Source organism: Sphingobacterium bambusae, from assembly GCF_033955345.1.
Lineage (GTDB): Bacteria > Bacteroidota > Bacteroidia > Sphingobacteriales > Sphingobacteriaceae > Sphingobacterium > Sphingobacterium bambusae.
Map to the genome: position 1 here is coordinate 941,201 of NZ_CP138332.1, position 15,305 is coordinate 956,505.

Annotated in this window: 18 protein-coding genes; 8 read left to right on the forward strand and 10 right to left on the reverse strand. The window is 43.6% G+C overall.

All coding sequences use genetic code 11. From position 1 onward, the window contains the following. Nucleotides 1-35: 35 nt before the first annotated feature. From SCB77_RS03885 to SCB77_RS03915, 7 genes are all read right to left on the reverse strand, one after another. The gene (locus SCB77_RS03885) at nucleotides 36-338 is read right to left on the reverse strand and encodes a hypothetical protein (protein ID WP_320185115.1); all 303 of its coding nucleotides are present in this window, start codon (nucleotides 336-338) and stop codon (nucleotides 36-38) included. A 26-nt stretch (nucleotides 339-364) separates the two neighbouring features. After that, nucleotides 365-733, reverse strand: coding sequence for a hypothetical protein (locus SCB77_RS03890; RefSeq protein ID WP_320185116.1), 369 nt, complete (start codon nucleotides 731-733; stop codon nucleotides 365-367). A 225-nt stretch (nucleotides 734-958) separates the two neighbouring features. Then, a complete protein-coding gene (locus SCB77_RS03895; RefSeq protein ID WP_320185117.1) occupies nucleotides 959-1,456 on the reverse strand; it encodes a hypothetical protein in 498 nt (165 codons plus the stop codon). A gap of 60 nt (nucleotides 1,457-1,516) precedes the next feature. Next, nucleotides 1,517-2,047, reverse strand: a complete 531-nt coding sequence (locus SCB77_RS03900) for a hypothetical protein (protein WP_320185118.1) — start codon at nucleotides 2,045-2,047, stop codon at nucleotides 1,517-1,519. 67 nt (nucleotides 2,048-2,114) lie between these two features. Then, nucleotides 2,115-2,273: a hypothetical protein gene (locus tag SCB77_RS03905; protein ID WP_320185119.1), complete on the reverse strand. Its 159-nt coding sequence runs from the start codon at nucleotides 2,271-2,273 to the stop codon at nucleotides 2,115-2,117. A 585-nt stretch (nucleotides 2,274-2,858) separates the two neighbouring features. Beyond that, nucleotides 2,859-3,233 (reverse strand): hypothetical protein, encoded by a 375-nt coding sequence (locus tag SCB77_RS03910; RefSeq protein WP_320185120.1) that lies wholly within the window; start codon nucleotides 3,231-3,233, stop codon nucleotides 2,859-2,861. Nucleotides 3,234-3,595: 362 nt separating this feature from the next. Continuing rightward, the gene (locus tag SCB77_RS03915; protein ID WP_320185121.1) at nucleotides 3,596-4,039 is read right to left on the reverse strand and encodes a hypothetical protein; all 444 of its coding nucleotides are present in this window, start codon (nucleotides 4,037-4,039) and stop codon (nucleotides 3,596-3,598) included. 344 nt (nucleotides 4,040-4,383) lie between these two features. Here SCB77_RS03915 and SCB77_RS03920 point away from each other — a divergent pair, with 344 nt between their 5' ends. Continuing rightward, on the forward strand, nucleotides 4,384-4,530 hold the full coding sequence (locus SCB77_RS03920; RefSeq protein ID WP_320185122.1) for a hypothetical protein: 147 nt from the start codon (nucleotides 4,384-4,386) through the stop codon (nucleotides 4,528-4,530). Here SCB77_RS03920 and SCB77_RS03925 read toward each other — a convergent pair. After that, the gene (locus SCB77_RS03925) at nucleotides 4,515-5,378 is read right to left on the reverse strand and encodes a mechanosensitive ion channel family protein (RefSeq protein WP_320185123.1); all 864 of its coding nucleotides are present in this window, start codon (nucleotides 5,376-5,378) and stop codon (nucleotides 4,515-4,517) included. The genes SCB77_RS03920 and SCB77_RS03925 overlap by 16 nt on opposite strands. Before the next feature lie 66 nt (nucleotides 5,379-5,444). On the opposite strand from SCB77_RS03925, the gene SCB77_RS03930 reads away from it, so the two are divergent. The 7 genes from SCB77_RS03930 to SCB77_RS03960 all read left to right on the forward strand — a co-directional run bounded on the left by SCB77_RS03930 (nucleotide 5,445) and on the right by SCB77_RS03960 (nucleotide 13,568). Further along, a complete protein-coding gene (locus tag SCB77_RS03930; RefSeq protein ID WP_320185124.1) occupies nucleotides 5,445-6,617 on the forward strand; it encodes a cysteine desulfurase family protein in 1,173 nt (390 codons plus the stop codon). 91 nt (nucleotides 6,618-6,708) lie between these two features. After that, nucleotides 6,709-7,035: a HesB/IscA family protein gene (locus tag SCB77_RS03935; RefSeq protein WP_320185125.1), complete on the forward strand. Its 327-nt coding sequence runs from the start codon at nucleotides 6,709-6,711 to the stop codon at nucleotides 7,033-7,035. 182 nt (nucleotides 7,036-7,217) lie between these two features. Further along, complete coding sequence (gene asnA / locus SCB77_RS03940; protein WP_320185126.1) at nucleotides 7,218-8,222, forward strand: aspartate--ammonia ligase; 1,005 nt, start codon at nucleotides 7,218-7,220, stop codon at nucleotides 8,220-8,222. Between the two features lie 59 nt (nucleotides 8,223-8,281). Further along, nucleotides 8,282-8,704, forward strand: a complete 423-nt coding sequence (locus SCB77_RS03945) for a hypothetical protein (RefSeq protein WP_320185127.1) — start codon at nucleotides 8,282-8,284, stop codon at nucleotides 8,702-8,704. Nucleotides 8,705-8,776: 72 nt separating this feature from the next. Continuing rightward, nucleotides 8,777-9,976, forward strand: coding sequence for an enoyl-ACP reductase FabV (gene fabV / locus SCB77_RS03950; protein ID WP_320185128.1), 1,200 nt, complete (start codon nucleotides 8,777-8,779; stop codon nucleotides 9,974-9,976). Nucleotides 9,977-10,081: 105 nt separating this feature from the next. Beyond that, on the forward strand, nucleotides 10,082-11,740 hold the full coding sequence (locus tag SCB77_RS03955; protein WP_320185129.1) for a GLPGLI family protein: 1,659 nt from the start codon (nucleotides 10,082-10,084) through the stop codon (nucleotides 11,738-11,740). An 844-nt stretch (nucleotides 11,741-12,584) separates the two neighbouring features. Further along, the gene (locus SCB77_RS03960; RefSeq protein ID WP_320185130.1) at nucleotides 12,585-13,568 is read left to right on the forward strand and encodes an Rpn family recombination-promoting nuclease/putative transposase; all 984 of its coding nucleotides are present in this window, start codon (nucleotides 12,585-12,587) and stop codon (nucleotides 13,566-13,568) included. A 690-nt stretch (nucleotides 13,569-14,258) separates the two neighbouring features. Here SCB77_RS03960 and SCB77_RS03965 read toward each other — a convergent pair. Both SCB77_RS03965 and SCB77_RS03970 read right to left on the reverse strand, forming a co-directional pair. After that, nucleotides 14,259-14,678 carry a DoxX family protein gene (locus SCB77_RS03965; RefSeq protein ID WP_320185131.1) on the reverse strand — a complete coding sequence of 140 codons (420 nt, stop codon included), beginning with the start codon at nucleotides 14,676-14,678 and terminating at the stop codon, nucleotides 14,259-14,261. Between the two features lie 150 nt (nucleotides 14,679-14,828). Continuing rightward, nucleotides 14,829-15,302 (reverse strand): Dps family protein, encoded by a 474-nt coding sequence (locus SCB77_RS03970; protein WP_320185132.1) that lies wholly within the window; start codon nucleotides 15,300-15,302, stop codon nucleotides 14,829-14,831. Between the last annotated feature and the right edge of the window lie 3 nt (nucleotides 15,303-15,305).

The following is a 15,305-nucleotide window of genomic DNA, read 5'->3' on the forward strand; positions in this document are numbered from 1 at the left end:
AAAATAGCTAAAAAATTAACAAAAGTCGCGGCAGGCTATATGCTCGCTATAACAAAGGTGTCGTTGACTCCCTTCCTTCGCGCGTAAAACCCCGGTTTCATATCCGGCAAGAGAAGTATCGATGGATCTAAATCAACGATCTCTTCGATAGCAACAAGTCTGTAATCTGATTCTGCGACTTCACTGTCTCCGAAAAACGTCCACATACCATCTTCCTCGTAGTGATAAACGCTTGTTATTACATCAGTTTTGTTCAACACAAATAAACTGGTCAGTACCGCTTCCCTCAGATCGGAAAACTGTGAGTCGTCAAACAGCTCGCTTGTATTTTTCCTCATATCGCCTTTTTTTAATTCTATAAAAGTTAACGGTTGATATAATTCAGATATTCTTCTTGGATCATACCACTTGCAACATATTTAGCATTGGATGCATTATACGTTAAAACTGCAAAATCTAGCGCGTCTGCAATTGAAGAGAAAGTACTTATTACACCAAATGGCTCATCAGGATCTATTGGTGAAAACTCATAAATATCTAAAAATTCTTCACCACCCTCATCAACGCATTCTTGATATACGACAGCGACACCTTCATTTTTAACACAATCGATACTTAACCATTTAAGTATTGTAAAATCGTCTTTCTCGACAAAGCCTAGCCATTGCTCGACAGACCTACCTGCGCCTAATCTCGATCTAATTTGTTCTTCGTTTAAATACTTTTCCATCATGGGCTTTCATATTACAATATTATATAACAGTATACCTTTCAGCTTCTTAACTTCATAAAACTCTGAAAATCAAGCATCACAAATCTATCCAACAACGATAAGGCAGGTTTACAATATATATACTTTCCCGCTAATCCAAATCCGCCAGCATGTTTAGCAAAGCGATATTCAAATCTACCGCTTATCTCAATTATGGGGCAAGGATTGGGCTTGCAGTCCTTCGGTTTAAAGATACCGGATATTCCAAAGTTTACGATTATTTATCGAATCGACAATTTTGTTTAAAAAAGAAGATTGATACTTTTTATTTGTAAAACAATCGATACTGATTGGAAGATCTTGGCGATCTGGCCGACCTTCCCTGACCATAAAGCTAAATAGATCGCCGTCTAACTCATAGCCACACTCCCCAATATCTTTAATCAATTCTTTTACTTCAGGAATATTAAATCCGTCAATACTCCCCTCTTTAAAAGATAATCGCTCAACAACGTTGCCTTTAGCCAGTCTAGAGATGTTTATACTGTCTTGTGCGTATGTCCATACTGTAGAGAACGTTGCATTTGTAGAAGTAAGATAAAAAGCATTCCCGTTCTTCTCATAAAGTGAAAGAAAGAGCTTATTTGTGCTGACATTATTCTTATTAACAGTGCGTTTCATTGACCTGCATGAGACGCACAAACCTAACAGCGCAAACAACAAATACCATAATATTCTATTCATTTCCGTAGCTATTTCCTTCTTTTTAAAGTCCCGTTAGTTTATCAAAATACGCTATTAGATCTATTGTTCTCTTTGCTTTATGCTCAGCAACTTACCAAACATAAGATGAAGGCGTCGTTCTACGTCTAGCGCCTTTCTTCGACTCAGGAAATATGTGAGGTAAAAAGGAGCCGAAATGACAAAAGACATCTTACTTCCGTCCTTGCTCGTAATACATAAAGTCATGAAAGCATCTCCTTTTTCCATCTCAAGGTCGTCCAAATTCGTAAACGGAATTCGAACCGATTTTTTAGACATTTTCCCAGCGTTGATTAAAAGGACGCACCCGTCTCTGCTTAGGGTGTACGTCGGAAGAATAATTGTTGCAAGAACGTTTCCTAGCATCACAACAACAAACAATCCTAACGTCAGGATCAAAAATGCGAAAATAATTTGCATTACTCCACTGTTACCAAGCAACCCTATATCGTTGATAGCTGTTGATACATCGGAATTATCCATCAATTTTGTAGATGCTAAAAGTATAGCAGCCAGCAACAGCATGTACCCCAAAAAGAAAATATTATAAATCTTATGTTTATGAAGCTTCATTAGCATTAACCCGATTGTACTACATGGTCTCGAAATTCTGCACCCACGATATAAAAACCTTCAGATCTTACCCGGCAAGTGATTGTTTTTTAACATTGTCCTTGACAAACAGATCTATAAAAATCCAGCCCTTGGACTTACCCATAGGAGTCATTGGACCGATAACTTGATACCAAGGCAATTTGAAGTTACCCGTTGAAAGAAACAAAACTTTATAGCTATCCATAGTCAAGTCATTTTGCTCCAAGTAGAAATCTATATACTCGTTAAAGGCAGCACGCACCTTACGCTTTTCAAGACGCAAACCGAAAAAAGTACGCTACCGAATATCAATACCGGATATAAAAATTCTATATAATCCATAAAACTTATCTTTTGGAAAAACCTATGCTAAAATTAACAACAAATCCAGCAACAAAGATACGAAACGATATACTAACGTATAGCCTACATTACCTACTGCGGCATCCGTTCCTAAATTCAGAACGGTGATAGCGGCGCTTAAGTGGACTGTTCAGTCAATTGCAGCATACATGTTTCCCATTTGACCGTATCTTTCAAAAGGCCTTCAACAAATAAAGCCTCTTTAGTACCAAGATTTCTATACATCATTCCAAAAAAATTATTTAGTGTAGTATAGTAACACGTCCGACATTTATTACGCTGTAATCTTCCCTTAGCGAATCTAGCTAATATTATACGTTACTATAAAATGGTACCATAGTAAAATATAACAACAGCCAAAAAGGCGCCAACTGGTGTGCTGACAGCGTGCGCAAAAATTTCGGGGCAACCAAACATTATCCTGTTATTATTCTAGGTAAAAACCCGTGGCCCAAAACTCCAACGTTTGACCTTCATAAAACTCCAAATAAAAATATCCTCTTCCGTCTTCTAAACGCTCAATTAAAGCTCCATTTACTTCCGCTCTCCCTCTGTACAAAATATCAAGCGTTAAATTCTCTACATCATTAACATTAAAAAAGTCTATGGTCATAATATTAACGTCGGTGAACATCAGTGACAGTTGATTTCTACCGATCAAAGATTTAAATACTAGTCTTAATAAACCACTGGCATACGATAATTTTTCAAAACTGTAATCGTTATGAAAATCGTGGTTTGCATTATCGAAATCATATTGTGCTAAATCCTTAAAGAAAGGCACTGAAGTTGCCGCTATCATATTATTTACCGAGTCTTACTACGTATTTCTGTTCTTATTATACTCCTGCTGAATCATTTGAAAATTTAATTTTTCACATTAGCAAGTTTAAAATTACTTCTATGTGCCCCAATAGAGTTTAGTTTAGCTTATTAACTCTTTTAGATGCTTGCTCTGCTAGCATTTGGCTTTCCTTTCGATTGTTGCATAAATATTTCAACGACCTGGTCTAAAGTACCAAAATCCCCTTTTTCTTTTAAGAGGGTCGTTAAATATTTAAACCTGCCTATTTCTGTTGTACCGGCATAGTTCTATTCACCTGAACTAGAAATCTCCCGTTTCAGTAAAATTAAACAACTCTTCTTCCCCTTACGGCGCCCATACTATTCCTTACCTAATTCTTTCTCTAATTCTATCTTTCTCCTGAAGTAAATCCTCTGATACTCTTCCTCCATTTCTACGATAAGGTTCTCATATGCCTTTTTATCAGAACACAATTCAGAATACCCCAAAATAGATTGCACAAAAGGGTAAATATTTTCGTCTTTTTCTATTAATCTAAAGTACCAACTTGAAGCTGCTTTATTATCAACAACCTCAAACAATTGACATGGACAGGCACAAATCAACCCACTATCATCTATTAAATAGGCCTGGTAGGTTTGAAAAGTTATCAAACCCATTACTAAATATTCCTTACCCACCCATAATTGATCATATCCAGTATAAGCAGTAGCACCAAACCTACCCATCATTTCTTTCTCTAATTTCTTATATTCATAGGTTCTTAAAAATTCTCCCGTATTATTTATGCAACGTACTTTCATAATTATTTAAATTTAAAATCATCGATTGCTTTTATTATACCATTTTCTAATGTAATGGAATAATGCATTTTTGTCCAACCTAACCAGCGAGGGTCAGATAAATTTGCAACTACAGTACCCCTACAGACCACCGTCCGGTAGCAGGATCGTACATTATCGATCCATGATCAAATAAATTTAATTCATTTTGGTCAGAGAATTCTTTTCCCGAGTAAAGATAGTTATTGTTACTACCCGATACCTAGACATACAGTTAATCCTATCAAAAGCAAACATGACATTACCTCCAACAAAACCTTCTGCCCCTAGCCATTGTTAATAAAGTAGCAATAAGCAAGATAGTTATGAAAAAGGCATTTTTTAGATTATTGAACAAGGTTAATAAAGCAGCGTTGCCGAAGCTTTCGGACAAAGATCCGGCAACGCTGAGCAAATGGCAGCAGGGCCTATTGGCCTACCGTTATTACGTGCTTACTCAATCACTCGATTGATCTTTCTTCGGCAGACTGGCCAAGATCGTACCGTCAGATTTGATATGCATCTCGGTTTGCGGATAGGGAATAGAAATGCCTTTAGCATCTAAAGCCAGTTTTATTTTCTCCTGCAGCTCATTATGCGTCGCCCAAAACTGTTCCTTGTTTACCCAGCCGCGGATGGTTAAGTTTACCGAACTATCCGCCAGCTCGCTCACGAAAATTTCCGGCGTAGGGCTTTTCAAGATACGCTCATCAGCAGCAATCAAAGCCGTAATGGTATCCTTCGCGTCCTTGATATTATCATCATAAGATATCCCCACAATAAACTGAAACCTACGCGAAATAATCTTCGTAAAGTTCTTGATCACCGAGTTGGCCAAGGTTCCGTTGGGGCTAAACACCTTAATCCCTTCGCCACTAACCAAGGTGGTGTAGAGGATATCGATGCGATCTACCGTGCCCTCCGAGCCATTGTTGCTCGAAATATAATCGCCCACTTCAAAAGGGCGAAACATCAGGATAAGCACACCTCCGGCGAAGTTAGACAAGCTGCCCTGCAAGGCCAAGCCCACCGCCAAACCAAAGGCCGAAAGAGCTGCAATAAAAGAAGTCGTCTGAATGCCCATGGTATTGGCCACGGTCAAGAACAGTAGACAGTACAAGGTAAACTTGATCAAGCTGCTCAGGAAGCTGCGGATGGAGCGATCCACATTACGCTTCTCAAAGCGTCGTTCGATCAGGCGAAGTGCTAAACCAATTAGATAGCGGCCAATGACCAAGATCACCAGCGCAATGCCAATGGCGGGAAGTTTAAGAATCACCGCATCTATTAATTTCTCGATACTACTTTCAAATTTTTCCATAAAACAAAAATAAAATAATCTAGCAGATCTTGAAGGTTTTTATCATATTAAGCCTATCTTTAACCTATGTCGTGGATATATTTGGATAACAATGCAACCAGTAAAATCGACCCATCGGTATTGGATAGCATGCTCCCCTACTTACAAGAATCCTACGGAAACGCATCGAGCGTGCAGCACCGCATGGGGCGCGAAGCCAACCAAGCCATTGAGGTTGCTCGGCAGCAGGTGGCCAGCAAATTAACCTGCAAAACCAACGAAATATTTTTTACATCCGGCGCCACGGAAGGCATTAACATGGTGCTGCGTGGAGTGGCCGAGGCCTACCAGAAAAAAGGCAAGCATATCATCACCTGCCGCACCGAGCATAAAGCGGTGCTGAGCACCTGCGCCATCTTGGAAAAACGCGGTATAGAAATAACCTACCTGCCCGTCGATGAGCAAGGGCAGGTAGACCTGCAGCTTCTGGAAGACAGCATACGGCCGGATACAATCCTCGTGTCTATTATGGCCGCCAACAACGAGTCGGGCGTTATCCATCCCATCGACGAGATTGCGACCATATGCCAGCGTAAAGACGTGCTCTACTTCTGCGATGCCACCCAATATGTGGGCAAGCAGGAGCTCAACCTACAAAACACAGCCATTGACATCTTGACCTTTAGCGCGCACAAGTTTCACGGGCCAAAGGGCGTGGGCGTATTGTACATACGCCGTAAAAGCAAGCCCATACAGGTTCCCGCGCTGATTAGCGGTGGCAAGCAAGAGCATGGAATACGTGGCGGAACGCTGCAAGTACCGAATATCGTGGGATGCGGCAAAGCGTTGGAAATCGCCAAAAGCCACAGTCATCTTAAGCTCTACCGCGACCAGCTGGAACGCGAATTGCTAGCGCGAATACCGCAAACCTTTGTGCACGGCGCATCTGCAAAGCGATTGGACAACACCAGCTTTATCGCCTTCCGGCATATCAAATCGGCGGAGCTGATGACCAGCCTGCCCCAGCTAGCACTTTCCTCGGGTTCGGCATGCGCCTCCGGGCTGCTCGACCCCTCCCACGTGTTGAAGGCCATGCAGGTATCCGACGATGACGCCTTCAGCAGCGTGCGCTTTAGCCTGAGCAAATTCACCGAGCAAAGTGAGGTCACCCGCGCCATCGACGACTTGGTAGCTGCCGTGGAGCAGATCCGCACCCTATCGCCGGTTTGGAAACTTTTTACAGACGGCCTCATCGATTAGTTTTTTTACACTAGGATAACCCAACGCCCTTGCAACTATAAGCGATATTAACGTATTTTGTAAGGTAGCGAATAACATAATAGGAGAACACATGGTAACGATCACCGATAAGGCAAAACAACGTATAGAGCAGATTATGCAGGATGAGCAGTACGATAGCAACTATTTCGTACGTGTGGCCGTAGAGAGCGGCGGCTGCTCGGGTCTTTCCTACAAACTAAACTTTGATAACGAAGAAAAGAAGGGCGACCAGTTTTGCGAAGATAAAGGCGTAAAAATATGCTTGGATATCAAATCCTACCTCTACCTTGCGGGGACAGAGTTGGATTACTCCGATGGTCTGGGTGGTAAAGGATTTGAATTCCACAATCCAAATGCCAGCCGTACCTGCGCTTGTGGAGAGAGCTTCTCCGTATAAGAAAGCAAAGCTTTGCCGAATAAAACACGAGGCTTGTTATCCAAATAGATAACAAGCCTTTTTTATATAGAAAATAAAAAACACACGCTTTTTATTTAATAATTTCATTACTTTTACGTCTAAATTTTACAAAAATAGCAATCAGAAAAACCTACTGGTTGTGTTATTTTGAGGACAATACTATGGGACGTAATTTATTGAAAACCGAGCAGGCGATCACGTTTGTTAAGGAAACCTTTTCGCATAAACTAAAAGAAACATTAAACCTGATACCGGTATCATCGCCGTTGGTGGTGCTGGATGGCACAGGCATCAACGACGACCTCAATGGGATCGAGCGGCCCGTAGCCTTTCCGATCAAATCCTTGAACGAGCAACGCGCCGTGGTGGTACACTCCTTGGCCAAATGGAAGCGCCTGCGCCTCCAACAGCTGGAGATCGAAAAGGGCGAAGGCATCTTGACCGATATGCGGGCACTGCGCCCCGACGAGGATTACACGCCCATCCACTCTATCTATGTTGATCAATGGGACTGGGAGAAACATATAGCCGTCGCAGACCGTAGCTTCAGCTACCTCAAACAAACGGTGCTACAAATCTACCAAGCACTCTATGCCACCGAACAGGCAGTAGCGCAGCGATACCTAGAGATCCCGGCCGTATTGCCGGAGGAGATCCATTTTATTTCGGCGGAAGAGCTGCTCCTCACCTATCCCGACCTGACGCCAAAAGAGCGTGAACATGCCATCGCTAAGGCTCATGGTGCCGTATTTATCTATGGTATAGGCGGAGCACTGAGCAACGGCTTTCCGCACGATGGACGCGCCGCCGACTATGACGACTGGAGTACAGACAATGAAAACGGCTACAAAGGCCTCAACGGCGATATCTTGGTATGGAACCCCATTTTACATGCTGCATTCGAGCTCTCTTCCATGGGTATCCGGGTCAATAAATCGGCCTTGCTACACCAGCTGGAGGTACGCAACAGCCGTGATCGTGCAGCACTATCCTTCCACAGCATGTTGCTAGAGGACAAACTGCCGGAATCCATCGGCGGCGGCATAGGTCAATCGCGGGTATGCATGTTTATGCTGAAGAAGTCCCATATTGGCGAGGTTCAGGTAAGCATTTGGAACGAAGAACAGCGACAGCTACTCGCCACACAGGACATCAACCTCCTCTAATAAGTCACTACGCAAACAAAATGAGCAGCCTTTCGTTCTACTAAGCGAAAGGCTTTTCTATGAAAAAACTACAACATTACTTAGCCGCCAGCATGCTTATCATGGTAGGCGCTTGCCAACATCCCAATCAGGGACAGACGACAGCGGAACAGTCGGACAGCAGCGCAATGGAACGATTGGATAAGCAGGAAAAGCGACCCATCATCTTCGAACGACATCGCATAGCCCATCAAAAAGACACCTTGACCTTCGAGCTTGCGCAAGCAGCGATGGTGCATATCGATCTGAAAACGTCCAGCACAATAGGCAACATACGGCTTAATCAGTTGCTGATGCCCAATGGCCAAGCGGATGGGCCTTTTGGAAAAACCTTTGCCGACAGCCTGACGCAAGTCGGCACTTACCGCCTCATTATCAGCGAAAGTCTGATGCAGGAAAACCCGTATACCGGCGACTATCAGGTAACGATCGAACTGAAATAACTACAGATGTGCGCATAATTCTATTAAATTTAGTTAATTTGCATCTTCATTTGGAATAGATAGAAAAATAATATGATCATACAACCACGCGTAAGAGGTTTTATCTGTTTGACTTCACACCCTGAAGGTACAGCAGAACATGTTAAACAACAGATAGACTACGTAAAGTCCAAGGGCGAGATCAAAGATGGCCCAAAGAAGGTTTTGGTAATCGGTGCTTCCACAGGTTTCGGTTTGGCATCGCGCATCACTGCCGCTTTCGGATCTAACGCTGCCACCATCGGTGTATTCTTTGAGAAGTCCGCAGCGCCAGGCAAGCCCGGAACAGCAGGTTGGTACAACAGTGCCGCCTTCGAGCAGCAAGCACAGGAAGCAGGCCTTTATGCAAAGAGCATCAACGGCGACGCTTTTTCCGACGACGTAAAAAAACAGGCCATCGAGCTTATCAAGCAAGATCTTGGGCAGGTAGACTTGGTTGTTTATTCATTGGCATCCCCACGCCGTACGCACCCTAAAACAGGTGTGGCCCATGCGTCGGTATTAAAACCTATTGCAAATCCATTTACCAATAAAACGGTTGATTTCCACTCGGGTGTGATCTCTGATATCTCCATTCAGCCGGTAGAAAGCGAAGACGACATCAACAACACGGTGGCCGTGATGGGTGGCGAAGACTGGAAATTCTGGATCGAAGAACTTAAGGCCGCTAATGTCCTTGCAGAAGGTGTTAAAACAGTAGCCTATTCATACATTGGCCCTGAGCTGACCTACCCGATCTACCGTAACGGAACCATCGGAAAAGCAAAAGATGATTTGGAAGCTACTGTTCCGGTTCTCAACGAGCTGTTGGGCGACCTAAACGGTATCAGCTACGTATCGGTCAACAAAGCTTTGGTGACGCAATCCAGTTCGGCAATCCCTGTTGTTCCACTTTACATCTCTTTGCTCTACAAAGTGATGAAAGAAAAAGGAATCCACGAAGGAACAATCGAGCAGATGCAACGTCTTTTTGCCGAACGTCTATACAGCGGATCAACTCCTGCATTGGATGAGAAAGGCAGAATTCGTGTAGACGATTTGGAAATGCGCGAGGATGTACAAGCTGAAGTAGCCGCATTGTGGGAACAGGCGACAACGGAAAACTTGGAAGATATCTCTGATATTGCCGGATACCGCAACGACTTCTTCAACCTATTTGGCTTTAATTTCGACCAAGTTGATTACGAAGCTGAAACTAACGAGGTGGTTAACGTTCCCAGTATAAAAGATTAATTTATTTTTATATAAAGTGACGAGGCAGTAGAATTATCTACTGCCTTTTTTTATTTTTGCCAGAACAATTACCTTTTATTTACATAGCTAATAATTTCCATCGACATGAGAAAATTCCTTCTATCGCTTTGCTTCCTGTTCTTGACGACGGCTCTTTTTGCACAATCGTACAAAATTACCTACCAACGCAGCTATAACGATAAGGTTACCCCGAACGAAGATCCGCTCTTGGTATTTACCAATGCCGAGCAAACGGTGATCACCTCCGAGAAGGCCACCCAGTCCAGCGCGCACTATCCATATGAAACATTCTTCGTAGACCGCAAGCAGCCTTCGGCCTACTACCGCCTCACAAATTTCTCCGCAGACAACGAGCTTGCGACATTAGACAGCGCCATATTAAACCGCAATACCTTGGCTCTGACCGAGGAGACCAAGAACATACTGGGCTACACCTGTAAGAAGGCTACCACATCAGTAAACTCCAACAGCATCGAGATTTGGTATACCAACGACCTGAACGTAAAAGGTGCACCAAACGAGCTGGGACAAAACTTAGGGCTGGTATTGGAATATGTGCGCAACGGCAACTCCAAGATCACGGCGACGAAGATTGAAAAAATAAAACATATCCCCAACCATGTTGCGCTACGCCAATTTAAGAAAACGGTGGATGCCTTAACCTATCAAGATGAGGTTTGGAAAAGTAGATTTGTACATATACCCGTGTTTCAAAACGAACAGATCAACTTCTCCGATCAAGCAAAATCGGATAGCATCATGCGCTTTGCGAGCGGAACGGTGATCGTCAAAAAAGTTAAAATTCCGACACTCGACAAGGGCAGCCAAGCTTTTGTGCAGCTGATTGAAAAGTCTAATGGCGATGCTTATGACCGCACAGGATCGGTATTTATGATTGCGGAAGACCAAGCGCAGAGTTTCTTGGACGGCATGAAAAATGGTATGCAAACCCTACCGATGTATAACAACGGTGATGGCGAAAACTATCCCGGCATGGTGCGCACCGAGGGCTACTCGCCCATCTACGAGCTGATGCGCTTTTTCACGCCTTTTGGTGTAGCACACTTCAACGATCGCTTGACGCTGAAAGGCAAAACCTGGCAAGACTCTGTCGTCTACCGACAAGATATCTCGGAATTTTTAGGCGCTATGAACGGTAAAGAAGTGTATATTGGTACCTACATCGGCAACTACGACAAGGGTGGACATCGCGTAAGCTTGGAACTGACCATACACCCCGGCAGCTCCAAGATGGAATATCAAAACGTGATGTCCATTTTCAATAGCACCAATGTGATGGAAATGGGCGGGCAAACCTATGCGCGCTTTTTCAGTCAGGAAAAAGGATTGGAGGTGTCTTTTGAGCTTCCCCACGATGCGGAAAATGTGCAGCTGCGCTACATCACCACCGGGCACGGCGGCTGGGGAAATGGCGATGAGTTTGTACCCAAGGAGAACAGCATTTACCTAGACGGAGAAATTGCTTTCCGCTTTACACCATGGCGCACCGACTGCGGTTCATACAGGCTCTACAACCCGGTATCCGGAAATTTCCAAAACGGCCTTTCCTCATCCGATCTTAGCCGCTCCAACTGGTGCCCGGGAACCATCACTACACCCAACTACATCAACCTCGGAAACCTGAAGGCCGGCAAACATACCTTGCGGGTACATATCCCCCAAGGTGAACCCGAAGGCAGTAGCTTTAGCTTTTGGAATGTCTCTGGCGCATTGATTTTTTAGGTAGTGGGTAATGCGTAGTGCGTAGTGCGATAAGGGTAGCGGTAAATCTTAAGATTACCGCTATCAAATGTCACTTCGTCACTATATCACCTTGTCACTAATATCACTATTCCCCCCCTCACCCCTTTCCGCCGTTCGCCACGGCAGGGCAGCACTTTTGAAGGCCAAAAGTCCTCAAACGCCTTCGTCTCCTTCAGGTGCTTCGTCGCACTGAAAATAGTATATAGTAGTTAGTACGGAGTATATAGATAAGAAAATGGCGGTAAACTAGCAGATTACAGCTATTAACTAGTCAATCATACGATGTCAACTCATCACCATCTCACTTTATCACTCCCCAAAAGCGATCGAGCACATCTAATTTAAAATATAGCGATCAACGGAGCTTTTTCGTTTCATCAGGCGATGGAGAGAGCGAGATGCTGCCGTGGCCTAGTGAGTAGGGAAGGCATTAGATTATATTCCAAAATCCAATGAGAAGGATTTTGGGATGTCATCTTCGCCTGGCAGGCAGTGAAACGCTGTGGGCTGGACGGTGGGCAAGATCGCATGGATGAAACAAAGATTTTTTGCATACTTTTTTATCTTGAAAAAAGTATGGCCCTGTCCTGGCGAAGGACAAACCGGTTCCTGAAAGGGACAAGAAAGTAGTTAGTACGGAGTACATAGACAAGGATCGCGGTAAACCTTAAGATAACTGCTATCACCTCGTCACTTTGTCACCATATCACTTCATCACTATGTCACCTTTTTAACCGAACTTAAATGTTTATAACCGTTTAATAACCGACTAATAAAAATATCTTGTTTTTATTTGCCTTGTAAACCATTTATAAAGCGAAGTATGACGACCAACAGTACGTTCATTGACTTAACGACGGATTTCGGCTTTAAGCGAATCTTTGGTTCGGAAACGAACAAGGAATTTCTAAAGTCCTTTTTGAATGAACTCTTCCACGGACGTAAGCATATCGCTGACTTCCACTATGGGAAGAACGAGCATGTAGGTGACGCCGAAGATATAGGGACGGTGATCTTCGACCTAGTATGCACGGCGGACAGCGGGGAAACGTTCCTGATCGAGGTGCAGCGCAGTGTGCAGCGAAACCTGAAACGTCGGATGCTATATTATGGGAGCAAGCTGATTGCCGATATGGCACCCAAAGGTGATCGCTTTGGGTGGAACTACGCGATCAGCGAAGTGTACGTTATTGTGCTGTTGGATGGATTCCCAATGCCCGATCATGAAAGTGATGGACGATATATTCATGAAATCGGTCTCTGCGATAAACATACGGGAAAAGTTTTTTATAAACAATTGGGATATACTTACATAGAATTAGTTAAATTTGAGAAGGAAGAGATTGAATTACAGACGGATCTCGATAGGTGGCTCTATGTGTTAAAGAATATGTCTAAGCTGAAGAAGCTATCGGTCTATCTGCGGAAGCCTATATTTGAGCGGCTATTTGATATAGCCGCCTACACACAGTTAAATAAGGAGGAACGAAATATGTACGATGTAAGTTTAAAACGCAAATGGGACGCCTTCTCCATCCGTGAAACCCAAGAACTGGATCTAGCAGATGCGATTGAGAACGGCTTGAAGCAGGGGTTAGAGAGAGGTCTAGCGCAAGGACTAGAACAGGGCTTAGAACAAGGTCGAGAACAAGGTCGAGAAGAAGGATTAGAAAAAGGACTAGAAGAGGGAGAACGCCGGAAAGCCGTTGCGATAGCGTTACAACTCAAGAAAAAGAGTCTTTCGGTTGCTGATATTGCTGAGGTAACAGGCCTTTCTGTTGCCGAGATTGAAGCATTGTCGTTTTAATAGTATTGTTTAGTGGGTATAGCGTAGTGCGATAAGAGAAGCGATGAATCTTAAAAGATTACCGCTATCACACGTCACTTTGTCACCTCGTCACTAAATTCACAAGCTTTACAATTACCGCTCCTGCCTTAATTAACAGCAACGTCGCCTTATTTTTGTTGCGTCTGTAGAAGCTTGCCTAAGCACTGTCCCACAAGGATGCAACAAAAATTCACGACAGGGTTTTGGATACTTTTGCCCCACAAAAGTATCGCCCATCTACCGGGCTTAGGGACAAGATAGTACTTAGTATTTAGTACAGCGTATGTAGATAAAGATCATGGTAAATTATTGGATTACCACTATCAGCTCATCAGCATGTCACCATATCACTACATCACCTCGTCCACTGAATTCACAAACTATACAATTACAGCACCTGCCTAATATTAACACGAACGTCGCATCATTTTTGTTGCGTCTGTAGAAACTTGCCTATGCACCGTCCCCCAAGGATGCAACAAAAATTCGCGACAGGGTTTTGGATACTTTTGCCCCACAAAAGTATCGCCCACGTCCCGGGCTTAGGGACAAGATAGTACTTAGTAGTGAGTACAGAGTATGTAGATAAAGATCATGGTAAATTATAGGATTACCGCTATCAGCTCATCACCATATCACTTCATCACCTCATCACTATATCTCAACAACTTAACGCCCGCGTTTAAACAACAGATAATCTAAACTAAACTTGCCAGGACCAAGCAAGAAAACAGCCAAATAGCCCACAACAAAGGCGCTACCCAATTCATGTTGGCCAAAAAATTCCCAGTTGTGCACGGAAAGAATAACGAAAGCCGTTACCAAGAGCGGTATGGTGGCTAGGCGCGTGAAAAGACCTAAAATCAAAAATATAGAACAGAAAAATTCTGCAAAGATGGCGAGACTTAACGAAATGGTACTCCCTAGTCCAAGAAAATCCATAAACTGTGCCTTACGCTCATTGAATTCCACCAATTTGGCGTAGCCATGATGAGGAATCATCAGCAAGCCGAAGCCGATACGAAGAATAAAAGCAGCTAAGTTCGATGTGACCGTCCCTTTTGGAACAGATAGAAAAAATTTCTTCATGGTTATCAAAAGTTATCTACAACAAATATACTAGAAATACCTGTTTATCAATAAAAATTGTATGAAAGAATCGCTGTTCCGGATTATAAAAATACGCTGCAGGCTCGGGAGAAATGCCAAGCCTGCAGCGTATAATCATCTTCGTGCGCTCTAGCGCAAGTGGGCACGAAGCATCCAGGCCGTTTTTTCGTGCTGCTCGATAATCCCCACCAAGAAGTCCTCCGTTCCGGCATCGCTGTACGTCTCGCCAACAAGATGAATCTGTTCGCGGATGAAAACGATAATCGCCTCCACGTCTTCCAACAGCTCTTCGATATACCCTTGGCTGTTGTTCTTCGTATGTCGCATTTCAGACAACTGTGTCAGTGCTAGAAATTCCTTCATGGTGCCTACAGCATAATGCCCTATTGCACGAACCCGTTCGGCAATTTCATCGATGGTCTCGCCCAACTGATCGTAGATACCCTCAAAAAACAGATGCTGGGCATGAAAATCAGGCCCCTCCACATTCCAGTGTGCATTGCGCGTTTTGACATATAGCACATGCTCATCGGCGAGCAACTTATTTAATATCTCGGCAACAGCCTGCCGATCCTTCTCTTTAATACCAATGCTTGTTCTCATATT